At 48.6% G+C, this 20,547-nt stretch carries 13 protein-coding genes; 1 reads left to right on the top strand and 12 read right to left on the bottom strand.

Translation table 11 applies throughout. The features are described 5' to 3' along the window. Positions 1–222: 222 nt before the first annotated feature. Positions 223–1,305 (bottom strand): hypothetical protein, encoded by a 1,083-nt coding sequence (locus CIL02_RS02720; protein ID WP_141210092.1) that lies wholly within the window; start codon positions 1,303–1,305, stop codon positions 223–225. A gap of 352 nt (positions 1,306–1,657) precedes the next feature. Here CIL02_RS02720 and CIL02_RS02715 point away from each other — a divergent pair, with 352 nt between their 5' ends. Next, on the top strand, positions 1,658–3,853 hold the full coding sequence (locus tag CIL02_RS02715) for a helix-turn-helix domain-containing protein (protein WP_094398939.1): 2,196 nt from the start codon (positions 1,658–1,660) through the stop codon (positions 3,851–3,853). Here CIL02_RS02715 and CIL02_RS02710 read toward each other — a convergent pair. The 11 genes from CIL02_RS02710 to CIL02_RS02660 form a co-directional block, all read right to left on the bottom strand. Further along, positions 3,827–4,789: an alpha/beta hydrolase gene (locus CIL02_RS02710; protein WP_094398972.1), complete on the bottom strand. Its 963-nt coding sequence runs from the start codon at positions 4,787–4,789 to the stop codon at positions 3,827–3,829. The two genes, CIL02_RS02715 and CIL02_RS02710, sit on opposite strands and share 27 nt — an antisense overlap. Positions 4,790–4,872: 83 nt before the next feature. Beyond that, positions 4,873–6,429: a calycin-like domain-containing protein gene (locus CIL02_RS02705; protein ID WP_094398938.1), complete on the bottom strand. Its 1,557-nt coding sequence runs from the start codon at positions 6,427–6,429 to the stop codon at positions 4,873–4,875. Between the two features lie 51 nt (positions 6,430–6,480). Then, positions 6,481–7,227: a porin family protein gene (locus CIL02_RS02700; protein ID WP_094398937.1), complete on the bottom strand. Its 747-nt coding sequence runs from the start codon at positions 7,225–7,227 to the stop codon at positions 6,481–6,483. A 30-nt stretch (positions 7,228–7,257) separates the two neighbouring features. Beyond that, positions 7,258–8,424 (bottom strand): PCMD domain-containing protein, encoded by a 1,167-nt coding sequence (locus tag CIL02_RS02695; RefSeq protein WP_240513502.1) that lies wholly within the window; start codon positions 8,422–8,424, stop codon positions 7,258–7,260. A 77-nt stretch (positions 8,425–8,501) separates the two neighbouring features. Further along, entirely contained in the window at positions 8,502–9,272 is a 771-nt protein-coding gene (gene nudC, locus CIL02_RS02690; RefSeq protein ID WP_094398936.1) for an NAD(+) diphosphatase, read from the bottom strand. Positions 9,273–9,299: 27 nt separating this feature from the next. After that, a complete protein-coding gene (locus tag CIL02_RS02685; protein WP_371588844.1) occupies positions 9,300–11,054 on the bottom strand; it encodes a bifunctional UDP-sugar hydrolase/5'-nucleotidase in 1,755 nt (584 codons plus the stop codon). A 47-nt stretch (positions 11,055–11,101) separates the two neighbouring features. After that, positions 11,102–12,619, bottom strand: coding sequence for a PKD-like domain-containing protein (locus CIL02_RS02680; protein WP_094398935.1), 1,518 nt, complete (start codon positions 12,617–12,619; stop codon positions 11,102–11,104). Continuing rightward, positions 12,616–13,419: a DUF4843 domain-containing protein gene (locus tag CIL02_RS02675; protein ID WP_094398934.1), complete on the bottom strand. Its 804-nt coding sequence runs from the start codon at positions 13,417–13,419 to the stop codon at positions 12,616–12,618. The genes CIL02_RS02680 and CIL02_RS02675 overlap by 4 nt, the downstream gene beginning before the upstream one ends. A gap of 116 nt (positions 13,420–13,535) precedes the next feature. Continuing rightward, a complete protein-coding gene (locus CIL02_RS02670; protein WP_094398933.1) occupies positions 13,536–14,957 on the bottom strand; it encodes a RagB/SusD family nutrient uptake outer membrane protein in 1,422 nt (473 codons plus the stop codon). Between the two features lie 33 nt (positions 14,958–14,990). Then, entirely contained in the window at positions 14,991–18,104 is a 3,114-nt protein-coding gene (locus CIL02_RS02665; RefSeq protein ID WP_094398932.1) for a SusC/RagA family TonB-linked outer membrane protein, read from the bottom strand. Positions 18,105–18,307: 203 nt separating this feature from the next. Further along, entirely contained in the window at positions 18,308–20,305 is a 1,998-nt protein-coding gene (locus CIL02_RS02660; protein ID WP_141210091.1) for a hypothetical protein, read from the bottom strand. Between the last annotated feature and the right edge of the window lie 242 nt (positions 20,306–20,547).

Genomic DNA, 20,547 nt, shown 5'->3' with positions numbered 1-20,547 from the left:
AAAATAGATTTTTGCTCTAAAGAATTGTCATTATTTGACTACAAAGTTATAAAAATATATGCAGACTATCGCAAGAACGGAGCGACAATCTGCAATATTTTTTTTGTGTGAGAAAAAAATGAGGGAGAGACCTGTAAAAACGAACATGATGCTCGAATACGTATAGTAAAGAAGGCACTCACACCTTTCTCCATCTGATGTGAGTGCTCTATAAACAGCATATCATCGGCTATACCCTTTCCTCTTTGTCGGCACATATCGCGAAGTCTTGACGGTCTTTGCTGCATGAAGCCAACAACGGAGTCGGAAGTCCTCGTTCTCCTCATCTTTATTGCGACCGTCCCAGCCAGTTTCGCTACTTACAGAACCACCACCAGCACAAGGTGTGTTGACATTGCGACCTCCCATGAGAGCAACTGCGACCTCTCGAATCAGCTTTGCCGTATCAGGTTTCTCAAAGAGGGCGAGAAGATCAAGCGTTTCAAGTATCTGCTGATGTCGGAGATACTTCTCTGTGTGATAATCCTCGTTCAGTTTCTCCATGTCGCGCTGATTCATCAACCGAAACTTACGTTCTCCGAGAATGCTATTCTTGGCTGCATCCATGACAGTCTTGCCAAATGAATTGAGAGCATTATGGAATTGCTCGCTGATGGCTGCGTTCTGAGCCTTCGTCCAATCGTCAATGTTCCCAAAGCGAGGTGGACGCTCTGTAATCTTTGGAGGTTTCACCTTAATCTCTGGCACATCAAAGCGGACATAAGCAACATCGTAGAAGTTCACCTTGTCTTTGATGTCCTGCAATTCTTTCATCTTTTGTTCGAGCTTCTGCTGTTTGTCAGCCAGCTTTACGTCGCAATTAGAAATCTGCTTTTCAAAATCATCTTTCTTGCGGTTGTATTCGTCAAGTGTAATCTTCCATTCGGACAACTGACTCTGGAGTTCTGTCCGTTCAGTGGTGAGCAGAGTCTTTTGAATAGTAAGATTTCTGCACATTGTTTGAAGACTCTTTACAGCTGTCTCCGCTTGTTTCTTCTCCCGGTTGAGAGTTTCAATCTCAATAGTCAAAGCGTCTTTTTCTGACTGTAATGTTTCGACTTCATCCTCCAACACTTCTTTCTGCAATTTGAGTCCATCCTTCTCTGCTTCCAGTTTCGCCTCCTCTTCTTTGATTGCATTATAGACCGCAGGATCCATGTGCTTAGACTTTGAACCATGAACGCTACGTTCAAGATCAAAGCCGGCAGCCTGCATGTGAAGAGCATATTCTGTTTGCCAACGCTCTGCATTCTCCTGAGTGAACACATCTCTGGCACAGAGGCGAGCAGTAACTTCATGCTCTTCATGGTCTCGCTGTCGCTGGAACAAACGAATGCGAGGAACTTGGCTTGCTCATCGCGTATCTTTCCCCATGTTTTTCCATAGAGTCGTTACTTGCTATGTTTTTTTTGTGAAAACTTTTTGGTAAGTCCGCCATTATGGCTATATTTGCAGTACGTTTCTTGGAGGAAAGCTATAAACAGTAGAGCCGGAAAGGTTATAGTAACTTGACTTTTGCAAGTTGAAAGACTTGAATGTTTACTTCATAGAGCGAAGTATATACGAACCTATTGTCAATGACCGATGGGAAAAGTAAACAAATAATTATTGGAAAGAAATGGGAACAGATAACACACAGCTCAGGCAGGCATGGGATTTCATTGAACATACCGGACGCAGCGTTTTCCTAACAGGCAAGGCTGGTACAGGTAAGACCACGTTTCTGAAGACTGTGGTACGCAAGAGCAGCAAGCAGACTATTGTTCTTGCTCCTACCGGCGTGGCTGCCATAAATGCCGGTGGGGTTACAATACATTCGTTTTTCCAACTTCCGTTGTCGCCCTATCTTCCCGGTACCAGCGTCAAGACCATGTTCAGCTTCGGCAAGGAAAAACGAAAGATAATATCCTCGCTCGATATGATAATCATAGACGAGATATCGATGGTGAGATGCGACCTCCTTGATGCCATGGATGCCGTGTTGCGACATTTCCGTGACTGGCGCAAACCCTTTGGCGGAGTACAGCTCCTTATGATAGGTGACCTTGCACAGCTCACACCTGTCGTGACACCCGAAGATGAGGTCGTACTGGGCAATACATATTCAACGCCATACTTCTTTGGCAGCAAGGCTCTGGCAAAGGTCGACTATGTCACCATACAGCTCGAGAAAATATATCGTCAGCAAGACACCACATTCGTCGAACTGTTGAACCGTGTGCGCGAAGGCAACCTCTCTGCCGCAGAACTGGCAAGACTCAACGAACGTTTTATACCATCGTTCACGCCCAAGGCAGAAGACGGATATATACGTCTGACCACTCACAACCGCATGGCAGAGCATCTGAATGATACCGAACTGGCACGCCTGCCGGGACGCTCGTTCACATACGATGCAGAGATAACGGGCAACTTCCCCGAAATCTCCTTCCCTACATCAAGGCAACTCACGTTGAAGGTTGGAGCGCAGGTCATGTTCGTGCGAAACGACCCGACATCAGCACATCAGTATTATAACGGTATGATAGGTAGGGTTGTCTATGCCGACGACTCAGAGATACGTGTGCTTGGAACGGGACAGACTGAGGCAATAGTGGTGGAAAAGCAGGAATGGGAGAACGAAAGGTATACCGTGAACGACAAGACCAAGGAGATAGAGACCGAAGTGCTTGGAGTGTTCAAGCAGTATCCACTGCGACTGGCATGGGCTGTTACTATACACAAAAGCCAGGGACTGACATTCGACCGTGCCATAATAGATGCCGGCAGGTCTTTTGCGCCCGGACAGGTATATGTGGCTCTTAGCAGATGCCGCACGCTCGAAGGTCTTGTGTTGTCATCACAGATAGGGCAGGGTGCCATAATAGGAGATGCCGTCGTGGATAACTATATGGCAGCCCAACAGCAGCAGGCGGAAAGAAGCATTGCCGTATTGCCCGACCTCAAGAATGAATACCATCGTGCCTTGCTTTACGAACTGTTCGACTTCTCCAATATCCTGCGTCTTGAAGAAGCCGTGTTGCGTATACTTGTCGAGTATTTCCCTGCTTCGTTCTCCGACCTTGCCTCGTGCCATCGTATAGCTCTCGACGACTTGCGCAAGAAGATAGTCGACGTATCGCTAAAATGGCAACATGCTATGGCACTGATGTCGACAGACCAGCTCCACGGTGATGCATTCATCGAGCGTGCGCAGAGGAGTGCAGACTATTTCTCCGACAACCTCATTACTGTCCTGACACGTCCTCTTTCGCTTGCACTTGCAGCCAGAACAGACAACAAATATGCACAGAAACGTATGCAGGAGACAGGCGGAGACCTGAAGACAGCGTGGCGTACAAAGGTGTTGCTGTTGCAGTCAATGTCCGATAAGCCTTTCTCTACCGCCGTCTATCTTGACGAAAAGCGAAAGGCAGTGATGGATGCCATTGACGAGGGAAAAGGAAAACCATCAGGCAACAGACAACGTGAACGGAAACCCAAACAGCCAAAGGCTCCCGTTGAGAAAACGTGGGAGAAATCGTACAGGCTCTTCCGTGAAGGCAACGACATAGATACCATAGCAAGCCAGAGAAACCTCACACGCTCTACGATATTAAGCCATCTTGCACGCTACGTGCGTGACGGCATCCTGCATATCTCCGACATTATCGACGAAGAGAAACGACTTATCATCTGCCGTTGTGCTGAGAAAGTGCAGCAAGAATGTAAAGACAAGGGTGAGCCTGTTACGACATCTGCAATAAAGGCTGCTTGCCCCGGCAATGTCACTTACGAGGATATACGGTTAGTCATGGAGTGTTGCGACGTTTAGAAAATCCCTCACCTTTTCGGTATATTCATGTGGATAGTCAAGATACGATGCGGCATGGTGCGTACCCTTGGCAATCCACATTTCCTTTTCCCCTCTTTTCGCATCGTAAAGGCGTTGCATCATGCTGAATGGTACAAAGGTGTCGGCATCGCCATGTATGAACAGCATCGGACGATTGCACTTTGCAACCTGTCTCAACGGTGAGGCCTCGCCGAAGCTCCAGCCGTTGACAAGGCGGCAGAGAATACTTGTTGAGTACAATAGGGGAAACTCGGGAAGTCTGAACTGTTCGGAGAGTTGTCCCGAGAACTCGTCCCACACACTGGTATATCCGCAATCCTCAACGAAGCATCTCACATAGTCTGGCAATGCTTCTCCCGACAGACACATGGTGGTTGCGGCTCCCATTGAAACACCATGTACTACTACAGAGGTTCCATGTGTGGAGTCGGCAAAAGTCCCGGCTGCTATCTCTGTCCACCGCTTAATGTCGAGACGGTCTTTCCATCCCATCTGTATGTTGTCGCCTTCGCTGAGTCCATGGCCGTGCAGGTCGGGAAGAAGGATGTTGAAGCCAAGATCACGATGGTACATCCTACCGAGATAGAGGAACTTTATGCTGCAATCCTTATATCCGTGTACGATGACGGCTGTCCTGCCATGCGCGGAATCGTTACGAAGTAGGATGGCATGATGGCGCTCGCCTGACGGCATGGTTACGAATGTGTCCCTGAGTAGTTTCCTGTTGCGGAGACTGTCTATCCACGGCTTCATGTCGGGTATCTGATGGTATAGGACTTTGTATGCGCTGTCAACGTCGTGCCTGTTGGGGTCGGAGGCAAGAGAGTAGTCAAGCATGTAGACGCTTGCTCCAGCTATCGCGGTGATGATGATGACAACGACAGTTACTGCAGACAAAAGTATTTTTTTTCTCATGATAATTGATATGGGGAAATGAAAATAGGAGGGAACCATTGCGGAACCCTCCTATGCTTGGTATGCCGTTTATGTGAGGATGCCTATCTGACGCTCTTCTTTACGGTTCCGTCAGAATATTTGCGGATTACTACGGGAGCCTTTGCTCCTTGTGGCAACTGTTGTCCATTGATGCCGTAGGTGTTGGTGACCGCTTTGTCTACAGAGGTATTGATGGTATCTACACCAGTATCTTCTTTTACCTTAATGTTTATTGTATATGTTGTGAACGACTTGAGGTCCTCGCTCATAACGAGGATGTTGGCAACATTATCTTCAATAGTGACATTGACGGTCTGCTCCTCGCGGGCCTTAGTGCATACGAAGTCAGACACCACCGGTGTTTTCTCTACCTCTACCTCATAGGCTGTTGTATTTGGATCAAAGTCTGCTATTTCCTTGCCACATACGCTAATGCCATTGATGGTTGAATTGTAGATGAGGCTGAAGTCGTCGATGTAGAGGACGTCAGGGTCTGAGCTGGACTTGCTACCGCCACCGGGAGTAGCGCAGGTAGATATTGTCACAAGCAATGCGCGTGGAGAAACATTGTTGGCATCATATGTCTCGTAGTCAAATGGCAGACTGATGCGCTGCCATACTTCGCCATTGCTCTCAATGGTATTGCTGTATGCCTTGGCTGCAACGTTGTTATAGGTTGTATTGGCATCTTCAGGATCCTGATAGAAGGTTCCGTCGGTAAGGACAGCGCTGACAAGGGCCTGCGGGTTTTTGTTGTTAGCACCGGGATGGAATTTGAGCCATACCACGAGAGAGTCCGGGCGACCTTCTATAATTGAGTAGAATGGGTCGCCATTGCCGTCAACGTCAGTTTTGGACATGTCGATAAAAGAGTGGTTGGCTGTGTTTGAAGCATCCATGTTCCCAGCGTTAAGCCTTCCCGTAGTCAAAGTGCCATTGGCGGAAACAAAGCCTAAAACAGAACATGACTGCAACTTGACTGATTTCGTACCTTCTGTTCCTGGACGTACGTCATCAGAGATGTAGGTATGGGTATTGCCGGCAACAGCAGAGGCAAGGGAACCGCCGCTGCTCATGAAAGAGTGCCACCTGTTAGGCTCGTCGCTGCTATTCTTGTTGTATGTGGCTGTGTGCCAGTCCTCGAAACCGGAGTTGCCCACCTGGGTTGCCGCACTGTTGATGAAGACATTTATCTGTAGTGCTCCAAACGGAATGTCAAGAGATGCCTTGAGAACACCATTAGTGATGGTTCCGTAGAGTGTTATTGGCACAGGACCCAGTGTTGGGCCCATCCACATTTGTGACTCATCGCTGCCACTCGCAATTGTTATGTCCTGAGTTGTCTTCAGTGTAGTAATACCATCAGCGGTCTCGGCGTCAACGCCCTCTACAGTTATAGTTCCTACAGGCATTGGGTAACCTTGCGAGTAGAGTATGAAGTCCTTGAGCTGTAGGGTATACTTGCCGTTGTCCTCAATTGTTGTTACAACCTTCTGCTGTGGGTCAGCAGGGTTGCCGTTTAGGAGTACTGCGAGAGCGCACTCCTGTTCTGTTGTAGTCTGAGCCATAGAGGTGCTGAATGCTATGGCCATAGATAAAAGAGTAAAAATCTTTTTCATGCTGTTAATCCTTTCTTTATGAATGGTTATTTTTGGTTGTATAGTTTTCCTCTATTTGAGTTTATACGTTATTCCGACAGTTCCGAATATGGGGTATAGGGTTTGCTCGATGGTCTTGAATGAGCTTTCGTGTACTCCGGTAAGTCCCCATGTGATATCGCCGTATACTCCCCAGCGCTTGGTAAGCTGCCAGTCGGCTCCTATGTCAATGCCGAATTGCCAGTGGCGCATGTGGTCGCTGAAGTCGTAGGTGCCTCGTGAGCCATCGGTGTTGCCCATCTCTATCTTTGCTCCCGTAGGGTTTCCTTCTCTGAGATAACCGTCATAGACATAGCCTTCGAAAGTGCCTGTGCCAAGGTAGGAGATGTATGGTCCTGCCTTCAGAAGCACGTTGCCTGTGCGTAGGGTAGCCATGACTGGGAGGGTAAGCATCCACTCCTCGCACTTGGTGACGAGCCGTCCTGTGTACATACCCTCAAGGCTCTCGCCTCCCTTCACCATCTCCATGTGGTAGTTCTTCACGGTGGCATCTATGTCCATGGCCTTGTTCTCGATATGGAGGCCTGTCAGCAGTCCCCATTTACCCCACAGGTCTTTCTGCACATCGAGTCCAAACGAGATGTTGGTCTTGAAGGTATACTTGTTGAGCTTCCTGATGGTGTTGGGCATCCCTATAGGTGCCGTTCCGCCAATGTTGTAGCCTATGCGTGCCGTATAGTTAAGGCTGTCTGGAAGGCTGATGGCGTTGGCATAGGTCGTTGCCAGTATAAGCAGTATGGTGGTGAACAGTTTCTTCATTATTATTGGATATTGTAGAGTTGGTGAATATTATTCGACAGTCTCGCAGATTATCTTAACGTTGTCTATGCACAGAGTACTGCCTATGGCTCCCTGGAAGAATGCTCCATCGGCGCTTGACGAGAATACTACGGCAAGGTTGTAGCCGCGGTTCTCAAGCAAGTCGAGGTCGAAATCCTCAAGGTAGCTGAAGTCTACTGTGAACTGTGTCCACTTGTCTGTGGGAACGATATTGGCTGCTATGGCCTTGGCAACGATGAGTGGGCTTGTCTGCACATTGTCACCATTGAGGACTACGGGGTTGCCGTCCTCGTCGTGGTTTCGGTAGAGTATGGCATATACCGACGCCTCGTCAACCTTTCCCTCAACGATTGACTCGTCCTTGTTCTGGAACTTCTCACCCGGTGTGTATTTGTAATAACCGGTGAAGGTCTTCGGCTTCTTGTCGAAAGGCAGTCCGAAGCCCGTTGCCAATCGTGGAGTCTTTAGTGCTATGCTCATGTCGAAGGTGCCGAGGAACAGGTTCCCCGCAGCCAGCGGAAGCTTTACCATTTGGCCAAATGGTCCTGTGCTGCATGTGACGAGCTTTACTCCTTTCCCCTCATATCCCTCATCAAGAACGGTTGACGGGTATGCCTCTGGGCCTGCGCTTCCGTTTGTGAGTCCATAGCCGGCATTGCCTGTTGCCCAGTCGTCGTACATGTTGCCATCCTCGTGCTTCTCGCACCATATATAATACTTGCCCTTGCTGTCAAGGTGATAGTCCTCGAAATTGAATGACAGAGTGTCCTTGCTGGTACGTATTACGGGGATGAATGATACCTTGTAACTTCGGCTCCACTCCTTGTCCTCAGATGTTACGGTGTAGATGACGGGACCTTTGCTGAAGTCATGCACGGAACCGCTGGCAGGACTGATGGTAGCACCATCGGTGATACGGAATGTAGGAGCCAATGACGTGAGATCAGCCTTGCGCCTGACACTGAAACTGATGTTGTCGTCGGTGTAAAGCACCCTCACCAGAGTGTCGGTGGGGTTGTAGAATATGTCTGTGGGATTGTCGACATGCAGACAGGCTTCTATGATGTCGCATTCGGCATTGGGAGCCTCGTCCTTGAAGCATGACGATAATGCTAAAGCGAAAATGGCTGATACGATAAGCTGATGGTGTCTCATATCATAATGTTTCTTTATCATTGATTAGAATTTTTATTATGCAAAGTTAACAGAATAATTCCAAAGATAAAGAATAAAGGGGTGAAACTATGTTAAAGCTATGGGTTTTCCAGCCAGTCGTCAAGAATTTTGCGTGCTATGCTCAGCTTTTCGGGTATCTGGGGCAGATTGTCGCGTCTGAACCATCCGCCGCATGCCAGCTCGCTACGTTGCAGATGAATGTCTCCACTTACGTAGTCGGCATTAAAACCAACCATAAGGCCGCAGGGGAAGGGCCATGGCTGTGAGCCGAAATAGCGCAGGTTGGTAACAGTGAGTCCAGTCTCCTCCATAACCTCACGGTGGACGGCCTCCTCCAATGTCTCACCAGTCTCCACAAATCCTGCCACGAGACCAAAGAAGTTGCCTCGGAAGTTGCGGGCATGTACCAACAACACCTCATCGCCCCGGTGTATGAGTACGATGATGGCTGTGGCAAGCTGTGGCCATACCTCCTTGCCACACTCCGTGCAACGCTTTGATATGTTGGTATGCATCTTCATTGGGGCACCGCATACACCACAGAATTTTGTCGTTGAGTCCCAGTAGAGAAGTTCGTGGCATTTGCCGGCCATAAGATACAACTCATGCGGCAATTTGTAGAACGACTGGCGCAGACCGCACATCTCGTAGCGCGGATCATCGGTAACAGGATTGTCTATGTAGTAGGCTTCAGAACCTATACCATCATCCATATTGCCCACTTTCATGATGTGCGTCCAGGGCTTGACACCTAAGGGAGGAGTGTCGGAAAGTGGTATGGTATATGTCCCGTCATCATTGCGCTGCAGCAGGATGTCGCTTTTGCAGAAGATGAAATAGTATGCCATGGTGATGAGGTCTGATTGTTGTGATTTTTATTTATCCTTTTTCCCGAACAACAGGTCGTAGTCGCGCTTGGCGGCTGGAGCAACGAGGCTGTCGGGCACGAAACGCCAGTTGTTGTTGGCTTTTGGCGTAATGGTTCCGAGCTTTTCTATCTCCTTCATCAGGTAATAGCGTTGGTCTTTCTCGCTACGGTATATGATGCGGCTCTCCAGACTGTCGTGCGGAATACCGGCACCACGGGTCAGCAATTCGCCACCGCCATTGCCACGATAGCTGTTCACGGCCACCTTGTAATATTCGTCCTCGCTGAACGGCCTGCCGTCAGACATGCGAAGTATTCGTACCTTCTCCCCGTCGGGCTTGGTGACGTCTACCTCATAGTCGATGCCTGCCGCGCTGTCGAAGTTGAAGGTCATGTTGCGGAAGTCCCACTTCTCGATATTGTTTCTCTTCTTGCGCTCAATGAGCAGCAGGTGGTCGTCGGCACTGCGCATTGTGTTCACCCATTGGTCGTAGCTCATCTCCAGATGCTTTCTTATCTCGCTACCCTTGAGGCGCATTACGTATAGCTGGTTCTCGTATTTATAGAGGTTGAACATGTCGGAGACGTATACGGGACCTTCGGCTATGGTGGCATTTGATGACAATGGAGCGTTGAAGGAAATATCGGCTCCCGTTATCTGCAACTGCAGGTTGAGAATCAGGTCGGTGAAGGCACTGCTGCCGAAGAAGCATTCCTGCGATGTTATCGTATTGCCAAACTCTCCAATCTTTCGTCCAACGAACCTGTTTACCTCTTCTATGTCGGAGCTGAAATGTGCAATGAAATCCTCGTCTATCGGCTGGTTGGTTACATCCACCAGCTCTCCATGCTTTTCGGTTACCGTCCACTTGCCCTTGTGCTTTTCCATGTTAATGACAGCTTGGGCCACATATCGGGCATTGTTGGCAGGGTCGAGGCATAGTACTTCTCTTCCCTCGTCATTGGTTATTGTTTCTGCGAACGTAGTGTGGTCGTGGCCGAAAAATACCGCATCGAAGCCTGCAACCTTGACAGCAACCTCCAAGGATGCATTTTCCGTGTAAGTGTCGGTGGTTATTCCGCCCTCCTTTCCGCTATGGAACAGTCCGATGATTATGTCGGGATGTTCTTCTTCCTTCAGGGTAGATATTGTTTGGCGGGCGGATGATACCATCTCGTCAAAACGCATGCCGCTCCATAGATTTTCCGTGAGCCAGTTGGGAATAGCCGGGGAAATTAGTCCGACTATTGCAATCTTTGCTCCCTCACGGTTGATGATGGTGTAGGGAAGGAAATAGGGCTTGCCTGTAGCTGTCTCAATGATGTTGGCACCAAGCATGGGGCAGTTCACTTCCGAAGCCCACTTGTCATATACGGCATGCCCGGTCTCTATGTCATGATTGCCAATAGTAGCGGCGTCGTAATTCATATAGTTCATGATTTTCGATGCCACGTTGGGTACCTGCGTATTAATATAGTTGTAATAGTAGCAGGTGGGCTGTCCTTGGAGGATGTCGCCATTTTCAAGCAGTATCACCTTGTCGCCGTACATCTTTCTCTGCGCCTTTATGTATGAGCTTACTCGTGCGAGGGTGCCCTGCTTGGGCTTGCGGGTGATGAAGTCATACGGAAAGAAACTCCCGTGAACGTCTGAGGTCTCTATGATGCGTAACTGCATGGTTTTAGTCTTTGCTTTAATATCCATGCTTGTGGCACTGAACAGCAGTGACACAAGCATGGCAGACATGATGGTTTTTGACATAGCTGTGTTTTTATTTTGTCGTTGCCGGATATATCTTGCTGATAATTCTATTTCTTCTTGTATATCATCCTCACAGGCCGGTAGGCTATGTTGTCATGCTTCTCGAGTATGGTGCCTTTGTCCGTATCGATGATCCATAGGCTACCGTTCTTGCCCTGCTGTGAAGGTTCGTAGAATGCTACGTAAGTACGCTCGTGGTCGGGGCTTATCTCAAATCCTGTAATGATGGCATTGTCGCTGCCTACGGTCTGCAGTACGTCGGCCTTGTTCATCAGCTGCGAAGTGGTGTAGTTCCATCTCATCACCTTGTTGCCGTCAGCATAGAGCATGGAATAGTAGGTCATGTTGGCGATGGCGGGAGTAGTCTCAGATACAGGGCATGTATTGATGTTGGCCATCTTCACTCCTCCGTTGTCGGCAAGCACTGTCTCGGCAGTGTCGAAGTTGTACTTCCAGAAAGAGGTGTTCACAACAACCTTCTGTACCAGTCCTGTTGCCGTCTTTGCTATTACGAGTGCCTGAGGATCATTGGTCTTGGCCTGCTCGTCAGTCATCCTCACGAGTACCATCTTACATAATGTGCGGCCATCGAAATAGTTTTCCGTACCATTGCATTTCTCGCGTGTCAGATGGTAGGTCTTGCTGCAATAATATGGCCCATAGCCATTGTATATCTGTAGCAGGCCGCCAATCTCGTTGTCCCACAACAGCAGCTCGTAGTTATTGCCCGTGCCGTTGTCACGCACAATCATGTTCTGCGCATAGGTGTATTTCAGCTTCGTAGGTTTTACGATAGCACCTTCTGTTGTAGAGAACTCGTATGTGTTGCCGTTCTCACAGAGAATGGGGTAGGCTACTCCCGAAGCGTCCATAGACGGAATGCCCAGAATGGTAGGCTTGAAGTCTGGGAACTCTTTCACAGTTACGATATTCTCCGTTACCATGGTCTTCTCGTTGAGGTAGTATATGGTGGGCACATCACTTGCCGTGCCTGCTCCCTGGCAGGCTATGATAAGGCTTCCGCCGCTCTGGACAATGTCGGCAGGATAGGAAGCCATGTGCTCGTCGGGATTGTTGATCGCAAAGCAGTCGTAATCATAGAACTCGGCTTTCTGTCCGTCCTCAGGCTCCTGCATGAACGAGAGCATGGGCTTGCCCTGTGGGTCGCAGCTCAGTATGGTGATACCCTCCTCGTATGGGGAGTTGACATTGAGCTTGAACGGGAAGAAAGTCTTGCCATCCTCGTTCTCAACTATGAGCCTGCATTGCCAGCTGCCAAGTTCCTTGCCTACAAAGGTGAGTTGTGGCTCATGGCTGTATACCTCCTGTCCAACCTCCCAGGTATAGGTGAGTGGCAGGTTGCCGTTGGTTTGCGAGCAGACGGGTGTGATGGTCAGAGTCTCGTTCTTGTAGATGTTGTAGACGGTCTTTACCGAGGCCTCGTCGATGGTAATCTCGCACAAGGGGCGGTCGCCATTTGTTGTGTCGTCACTGAAACATGCTGTCAGCATGCATGCCGCAAGGGCGGCGAAAAGTATGGTTGTTATATTCTTCCTGAGTGTCATACGCCATAAGGATTAGGGAAATCGAATGGAAAGTCGGGGTATGCAGCCAATATGTCATCGCGGTTGGCCGGGTCGTTGAAGAACTCGTACATCGGCTGGTAAATGTATTTCTTGAAGATTGTGGCATAAACATAAGGGTCGCCGTAAGGTATATGCTCAAGGTTCTCACCATAGGCAGCCACCATCTTCTTATAGGTCTCCGGCTGGATATCGGCAATGGCATGGAAGTACTCCACCATCTTGATGAACTTATACGGATGCCATACACCGAGCTGTGATGTGTTCCACACCTTGTCACCATGTGCGTTGTACCATTCAGGTTGTTCTATGGCATTGTCAAATGTCAGCGTGCGTGTCTGGCTTGCCGAGTCAAGGGTAGGCTTGAAATACTCGTTCTCAGCCAGTGTGAGTTGCAGCTTGTACTTTACGTAGCCGTCGCTATAGTTGCCTTCCAGTCCGTCACGCAGTATCTCTACAGGAATGTAGCCGTTGATAGAGTCGGGCATCACTATGGCCTCGCCAATATTGTACTGCACACCAGCCTTGGCTGTTGTGAGCGCCGGGTCGATGATGAAGCTCACCTTGCGTTGTTCCTTGCTGGTTGGACCCATGATGCGGAAAGGCACATGATAGGTGTACGTCTTTATCTCGATGGGAGTGACGCTGAATGAGTAGGTGAGTGTATCTTTTGTGAAGTATACACCCGAGTCGGCAGAGTCGAATGTCATGTAGTCGGTTTCGCTACATGATATTGCCGCTGCTGCCGTAGCAAGTGCTATTGTTAGTTTCTTGATGTTCATTGTTCTTTCTTTTGTTTTTTAGGGGGTAGGGGGTAGAGGAGATAGATAAGATAGAGGAGATAGAGGGGATAGAGGAGATAGGGGGGTAGCCCCATTCTTTCTTAATCCCTCGTTGCTTAATTCCTATTTTCCTTCTCGGCATCTGGTATTGGTACAACATAGATGCCGTCCTCCGGACGGTAAGTTGTATTGTTGTCGTATGATGATATGGTGAGATTTTGTCTCTTCATGTTGAACCATGTCTGTCCCTCGCCTATATATTCCTTAAAGCGTTCCTTGTTGATGTCGTTGACGGTAAGTGTGGCATTCTCGGTATCGAAAGGCTCAAGGCCGCGGCTTGTCGTTACCTCATCGAAAAGAGCGACTGCCTTTTCGTAATCGGTGTCGAGCAGGCATTCCGCAGCAATGTAGTACATTTCAGGAAGCCTTATCATGTTGATGCCCTGTATGAGGTCTTTCGGACGTGCAGACGCATTGTTATCGAGCTCGTAGATGTCTGTGAACTTCGACAGCCTGTATACCGGCTGTCCACCCTGGTCTACGGATGTGAAATAGGCGTTGGTCCTATAGTCGAGACCGCTCACGCCGTCCTCGTATGTCTCCATGAAGTCGGGACGGATGTCGAGCGAGGAATAAGATATCCTCTGCTGAAGCTTTGTGCTTACCACCGAATAAAAGTTGGAGTAGTAGACACCAAACAGGCATTCCTTCTTTGACAGCACGCCTGCGAGGTCGTTCTGGACTTCTGTTTTTGTTTTCAGCTGTTGCCCGCTTCCATCAATCACTTTCATGGCATATTCCAGAGCCTTACTCTTGTTGCCCATGGTGAGGTATACCCTTGCCATCAGTGCTCTTACGGCATGGATATTCAAGTGTATCTGCCGGTCGGACATGAATGCGGTCTCGTCCCTGTGCGAGTCTTCGTCGGCCAATAGCCTTTCGGCTTCGTTAAGGTCGGCGAGAACATTGTCATAGTTGACTGATAGTTTTTCGAAGTCAGGAATGGCTAACGAGAATTCTTTTTTGTATGGTATGCCGTCGGCATTGGGGTTAACGGTTATTTGCTCTGCGAAGAGCCTCATGAGGTCGAAGTGCATGAATGCCCTCAATGCCAGAGCCTCTCCACGGTAGATGGTGGCAGGGTAGGAGGTGGCGTTTTCAACAAGCGGGCTGTTGATGATGCTATTTACATTGGATATGTTGGCATACATATCCGTCCATACCGAGGCAAAGACGTTTTTAACACGGGTGTCTGTGTAGTTGAATTTGCCAAGCGCGGCAATGGCGTCGTTGCCGTAGCAGTACAGGCTGTTTGCCATTACCTCAAGCGATTGGAAGTACAGTTCCTGACCGTAAAGGGATGTAGAGCGCAGTTGGGCATACACTCCATAAAGAGCATCCTCAACACCCTCGTTGGTAGACAGCATCTCGTCGCGCTTCACCTGACCCTCGGGAGTTATGTCGAGATAGCCATCGCACGATGTCGTGGCTACCAGTGCGCTTATTGCCAATATTATATTTCCTAAAGTTCTTTTCATGTTGGTGCTATATATATAATAATGTGTAATACATTAGAAAGTGAGACTAACGAACATCTCTACGCCCTGGCTGTAGAGGTAGTCTGTGCCTCGTTCTATCTTCACGGTAGACAGTCTGAGGATGTCGGTGAAGTTAAGACCACACCTAAGATTGCGCAGGCTGAGCTTGCGGCATGTCTGGTCGCTGAACTCATAGCTGAGGTTCAGTGAGCCAAGTGTCAGAGTATTTTCCTTCTCAGCGAAGCGGTCTGTCTGTTCCGGGCGTGAGCTGTCGGCTATGTCCTTGTATTTCGCTATGTCTCCGGGTTGCTTCCAACGGTCATCGAATACCCTTTGGTCTGCGTTGTACTTAGGATTGCTTCCTTCTACCTTGCTTACCCTTGTGGTGTTGTATATCCATGCACCGAGCCTCATGTTGAACAAGGCGTAAAGGCTGAAGCCCTTCCAGTAGATGTTGGTGTTAATGGTTCCTGTATATCTTGGTTCCGTATCACCGATGAGCACCTTGTCGGCAGAGTCGTAGACGAAAGTCTTCTCTCCGTTGCGCTTGATGTATATCTCCTTTCCCGTTGCAGGGTCTATGCCGGCAGAACGTACCAGCTTCAGGGCTGTCGTACTCTCGCCTTCTGCATACTGTGGCAGAGGAACAAGCGAAGAGCTGGAGTTCTCTTCGTTTTTGTTGTTAATCTCTTCAAGAGCCTTGTTTATCTTTGTAATCTTGTTGCGGTTCATGTATCCCATTGTTCCCAACTTCCAGTAGAAGTCCTTAGTTCGGATGATGTATCCGTCTATTTGGAATTCAAGACCTCTGTTCTGCATCTCTCCAAGGTTTGCGGTAGCTGTTGTCACACCCGTGGAGGGAGGCATCGATTTGTCGAGAAGCAGGTCTGTGGTGTTGCGGATGTAGGCGTCGACAACGATATTCAGGCGATGGTCAAACATAGAGAGGTCGAGACCGACGTTGTAGTTCATTGTACGTTCCCATGCCAGGTCGATGTTCCCTACAGTCAGCGGCACGGCACCAATGCCGTTCTTGTACTCATAGGTGTTCAGGTATTTGTACATCGTCATTGCCTGATAGGGGCTGAATGTCACCTTGCCGGTATAGCCCATGCTGTAGCGTACTTTCAGGATGTCGAAATGCTTCTTGATGTCTTTCATGAATTTCTCGTTGAGGACGTTCCATCCGGCACCGGCCGACCAGAAGTTTCCCCATCTGTTGTTCTCGCCAAACTGTGATGAGCCTGTTGTGCGCCATGTGGCATCGACGAAATACCTGTTTCGGAACGAGTAGTTTCCTGTAAAGAAAGTACCTACCGTAGCTGTTTCGCCTTGCGAGCCTGATGGCTGCCTGTCGGAAGGGTAGCCTGCCGCATTGCCAATAAACGAAAGCTTGTCGTTGAAGAACCCTATAGCCTCCGTAGTCTCGCTGCGGTTCTTATTGTGGTTTATCTCCCATCCGGCAGACAGGCTGACAAGCGATTTGTCCTTGAACATCTTGTTGTATGTTCCGACAACATTGGCATTGTAGGATGTAGAACGGGTATCGGTTTTAAGCAACTGTCCCTTCTTGGTAAGGTCTGTTTCGTTCTTGTAATACAACGATTTGGGTGAGGTGAAGGTGTCGCCCCATCCGAGAGTGCTAACTATGTTGAGGTGACCGGTTAGACGGAACTGCCTGTTGATGTCCCATCTGAAGTCAGTATTGTTGTTCAGAGTATGCGTTCCGTCCTTTGAATAGCTTCCGAGCTGTGCTTCGTAGAGCGGGTTGTTGAGGTCCCATGCGAGGTCGGTGTTGGCAGTACCGTCATCGTTGTACATTCTGTCGTATGGGTTCATCTGAGTATATTGTGAGAATGAACCATACGGTGTGTCTTTTGTGCTTATTTCAGAATATGTGGTACGGTTGGAAATCTGTATGGCATCCTTGATGAAATAGTCGAGTTTGAAGCCTATGGAGTAGCGTTTGCGGTAGTCGCCTTTCATCACGCCGCGTGTGTCGGCAAATCGTCCGTTGAGTTCATATCTCAGGTTTTCTGCACCTCCGTAGACTCTGAGCGAATGGTCGTGTGAGAAAGCGACACGTGCTGGTTGCGACAGCCAGTCGGAGTTCTGTCCTGCTGCCACCCTTTTGTATCTTTCGTTGTATAGGTTGTCGAGCTCATATTGCAGTGGCAGTCCGGTGGTGGCATCAATGGCTCCCTGGGCATCATATAGTCCTGCCATCTGCTCGTACTTCAGCTTGTCGGCAGCATTGAGTACGTTATAGTCTCCTAACATAGGGAACTGCAGGTCCCCAGTGAAATTATATTGTACCCTGACAGTAGAGTTCTTTATCGGTTTTCGTGTAATGACGATGACGCCATTGGCGGCCTTCGATCCGTAGAGAGCTGTAGCCGAGGCATCCTTGAGCACGTTGATGCTTTCCACCTCGTTCATGTCGAGGTCGTAGAGATCCTGCATTGATATCTCGCTGCCGTCAAGGATGATAGTTGGCTGGTTAACGTCCTGTCCGCTGTTAGAGAAAGAGCTTGTTCCGCGCAGTATCAGCTCCTCAACATGGTTAGGGTTCGAGCCCTGTGAGTTGTTCTGCACTATTGCCATGCCAGGAGTAAGTGCGGCTATGGCGGTAATAATATTGGTGTTGGAAACCATTTTCAGGTCTGCACCCTTAATCTGGGTTACAGAACCTGTAAACGACTCCTTGTTCTTGTTTACAAAACCAGTTACTACAACATCGTTGATGGTCTGCGAGTCTGATTCCAGGAATACGTTCAACTTGTCCAGTCCCTTGCTCTTCGAGCTGAATGTCTGTGTGACAAGTCCGAGATACGATACCCTTATCTCAAAGTCACCGTTGGGGATGCTGATTTTGAATTTTCCGTCAACATCCGACACCGTGCCCGTGAAGAGCTTGTCTCCCTGGTAGATGGAGATGGTTGCTCCAGGCAGTATCTCACCATTTGATTTCTCGTAGACGCAGCCTTGTACAATCTTGATGTCCGACTGCTCTGCTGCCTGTCCGCTCTGTGCTGAAGCCGTGTTATATGGACTGGTGGCGCAGAGAGGAACAAGTCCTGTTGACAGTATGCCAACGAGGAACAGTCTTCTCAATGAGGTTGTCTGTTTTACTGTTTTGTTTGTCATTATTCTGTTTGTTAGATTGTCTTTTAGATGACGAGTAAACAATTTTGTGCCCTAAGCGGGTAGAGACTTTGCCGCTATCACAAGGATGTTTCGGCTTTGCCGTCCCTCAAAAGCGGGTATTTGTTTACTTGATTGAAAATGAGTTCCCTATGCCTGTTCTACGACAACCATAGAGAACTCATTACGGGTATTTATGTATTATGCTACTTTACAAGAACCTTTCGTGTTCCGTTGGCTGTCTTGACGATGACCAGCTTGCCCTTCATGCTGTTGATGTCGGTATCCAACTGGCGTCCCATGATGTCGTAAACAGCTACTTTGCCGTCTGCATTATTTGTTATCGCGCCAACACTGGTGTCGCCCTTCTTGGCTACTACATTGTTATATACTGCCAGACATTTTGTCTCGTTGTTGTTGAAGTTGATGGAGAACAGGCTGAACGATGCGATGCTGATAGTACCGTCTGAGTTGCGTGTGAACGAGATTGGACTTGTCTGACCGTTTACGTCCATAACCTTCCAGTAAAGCTCACCGGGGGAGACAGTCTTGACAAATTTGTCGGAAGCCATCTCTGCCTTGTCCTCGTCGCTGTCTGATACTGTAAATGGTGCACCACCATAGTTCAGGGAGTAGAAGTCTGATGTGATGAACGATGTTACATACGGCTGGTTGTTGTATGCGTTCTCCTCAATCTTCAGTTCGAAGGTCTCTGGATAATCTCCGTCAGCAATCTTCTCGACGGTGGCTGTTACGGTGTATGTTCCTTCCCATACAGGCTTCTCCTCTGCGCTCTTCACAGTGAGCACATTCGACTGGTAGCCGCAGATATATGTGTTCTCTTCTCCATATGCGCCCTTGGCAACAAAGAATGAACTCAGTGAGAATGTTCCGTCCTCGTTGCGTGTTATGGTAAGCGGAGACTTTGCGCCGTTGGCATCCTTGATGCAGTACCATACGGTGTTGTTCTCTGCCGACTTCAGGTAAGCCGAGCCATAGCCGCCGTCCAGGGCAATAGTAGCAGAGTTGGGGTCGTCAGCAGAAGGAGTGAGCTTCAATCCTCCATAGTTCAGCGAGCCTATTTCGTAGCCAAGCATCGAAGTAACGTAGTAGGCGTCTGTCGCTTCAAAGTAAGTAACAACGAAGTCGGACTCCACAGGGAATGCCTCGCCTTCGTCGAAGTTAAGAAAATCGTTAGACTTCAGAGTGTATGTGCCGTCCCATTTTACAGCCTCGGTGTCAGCCTTCTTCACTGCGCTGCCGTTCATCCACCACTGGATGAATTCCGTAGGAGCTTCCTCGTTGCCTGTCTGCTTGCCAATAACAAGAGGATTGGCTGATGGCATAGCCTTCTCTGAAGAGTATGTGAATGTGATGGTTCCCTCGAGCGGATTGTGGCTATACATGTTTACGACATACCAGCCATTGGTCTCGTCTACACACTTGTTGCTGAATGGAATGGTGAGTGTGTTGCCGTCGAAAGTGGCGTCGAGTGTGAATGGAGCTACACCCTCGATGGTGAATGTGGCGGTATAGGTCTTTGCGTTGCCGTTCTGTTCCAGTGTCAATGTATATGTATCAGGAAGAGCAGACTCAGGCTTTGTGCCAAATTCGCCCGCGCCCTTAACAGTCCATTCGCCTGTGATGTCAGCAATCTCAATGTTCTCTGCTTCAACGAGAGTCATTTTCACATTGGTGAACTTTGCCAGTACCTTGCATGTGCCTGCTGCCCAGTCACAGTCACCGATAATGGTGAAGTCAGGAACGGTAATGTTCTTTGTGTCGGGGTCGTAGGTGAAGACAAGAGCTCCGAGCGGTGTCTCGCCAAACGGATACTTGCCGTCTGCCTCAGAGTAGTATATACCACCGGTGAACACTCCGTAGTTGTTGCCGTTGGGGTTTGATACTGCAAAAGCATTCTTCTCGGCGTTGAACATGTTCACTTTCATAGCCTCATTACCTTTTGCGCCGGCAAAACCAGTAATCTGAGCATCATAGATGTTGGCGGCATCCTTGGTGATGACAACCTCGCTCTCGGCAGCGAAGTGCTCCTTGTATGCCTCGCCATCTGCTGTTACCTCAACGGTGGCTGTGAACTTGTATTTGCCGAAGAGATCTGCCATTGATGCTACTGCGGCATTTGCGTTTGTGGAAACAGTCAGCAATAATGCTGCTAAAAAAGTCTGTAAGTAGAGTCTTTTCATGTGCTGTTAAATGTTAGTTACACTTATTTTGATAATTATCCGTTGCAAATATAGTGAATTATAATTTATTGGCAAAGATTTTATACTAATTTTTCGTTTTACTTGTCTTATTTTGCCAAATATGAAACAATCTTGTAGAAAACACCAACTTATAGAACAACACCTTTGTGCCTGCGTCCAAAAAAAATAGGTGGAAATGTTTTGTACTTATTGCGATTTGCATTAACTTTGCATTTGTATAA

This window comes from Prevotella sp. P3-122 (assembly GCF_002251365.1).
In the GTDB taxonomy this organism is placed as follows: domain Bacteria; phylum Bacteroidota; class Bacteroidia; order Bacteroidales; family Bacteroidaceae; genus Prevotella.
The sequence above is the reverse complement of the archived record's forward strand: the minus strand, read 5'-3'. Positions and strand labels throughout refer to the sequence as shown.

What these genes read in the sequence shown, in the direction of transcription:
- CIL02_RS02700 (WP_094398937.1), bottom strand. Translation starts at nt 7,227, where the DNA reads ATGAAGAAACTGTTCACCACCATACTGCTTATACTGGCAACGACCTAT.
- CIL02_RS02695 (WP_240513502.1), bottom strand. Translation starts at nt 8,424, where the DNA reads ATGATAAAGAAACATTATGATATGAGACACCATCAGCTTATCGTATCA.
- CIL02_RS02685 (WP_371588844.1), bottom strand. Translation starts at nt 11,054, where the DNA reads ATGTCAAAAACCATCATGTCTGCCATGCTTGTGTCACTGCTGTTCAGT.
- CIL02_RS02665 (WP_094398932.1), bottom strand. Translation starts at nt 18,104, where the DNA reads ATGACAAACAAAACAGTAAAACAGACAACCTCATTGAGAAGACTGTTC.
- CIL02_RS02705 (WP_094398938.1), bottom strand. Translation starts at nt 6,429, where the DNA reads ATGAAAAAGATTTTTACTCTTTTATCTATGGCCATAGCATTCAGCACC.
- CIL02_RS02675 (WP_094398934.1), bottom strand. Translation starts at nt 13,419, where the DNA reads ATGAACATCAAGAAACTAACAATAGCACTTGCTACGGCAGCAGCGGCA.
- CIL02_RS02680 (WP_094398935.1), bottom strand. Translation starts at nt 12,619, where the DNA reads ATGACACTCAGGAAGAATATAACAACCATACTTTTCGCCGCCCTTGCG.
- CIL02_RS02670 (WP_094398933.1), bottom strand. Translation starts at nt 14,957, where the DNA reads ATGAAAAGAACTTTAGGAAATATAATATTGGCAATAAGCGCACTGGTA.
- CIL02_RS02660 (WP_141210091.1), bottom strand. Translation starts at nt 20,305, where the DNA reads ATGAAAAGACTCTACTTACAGACTTTTTTAGCAGCATTATTGCTGACT.
- nudC (WP_094398936.1), bottom strand. Translation starts at nt 9,272, where the DNA reads ATGGCATACTATTTCATCTTCTGCAAAAGCGACATCCTGCTGCAGCGC.
- CIL02_RS02715 (WP_094398939.1), top strand. Translation starts at nt 1,658, where the DNA reads ATGGGAACAGATAACACACAGCTCAGGCAGGCATGGGATTTCATTGAA.
- CIL02_RS02710 (WP_094398972.1), bottom strand. Translation starts at nt 4,789, where the DNA reads ATGAGAAAAAAAATACTTTTGTCTGCAGTAACTGTCGTTGTCATCATC.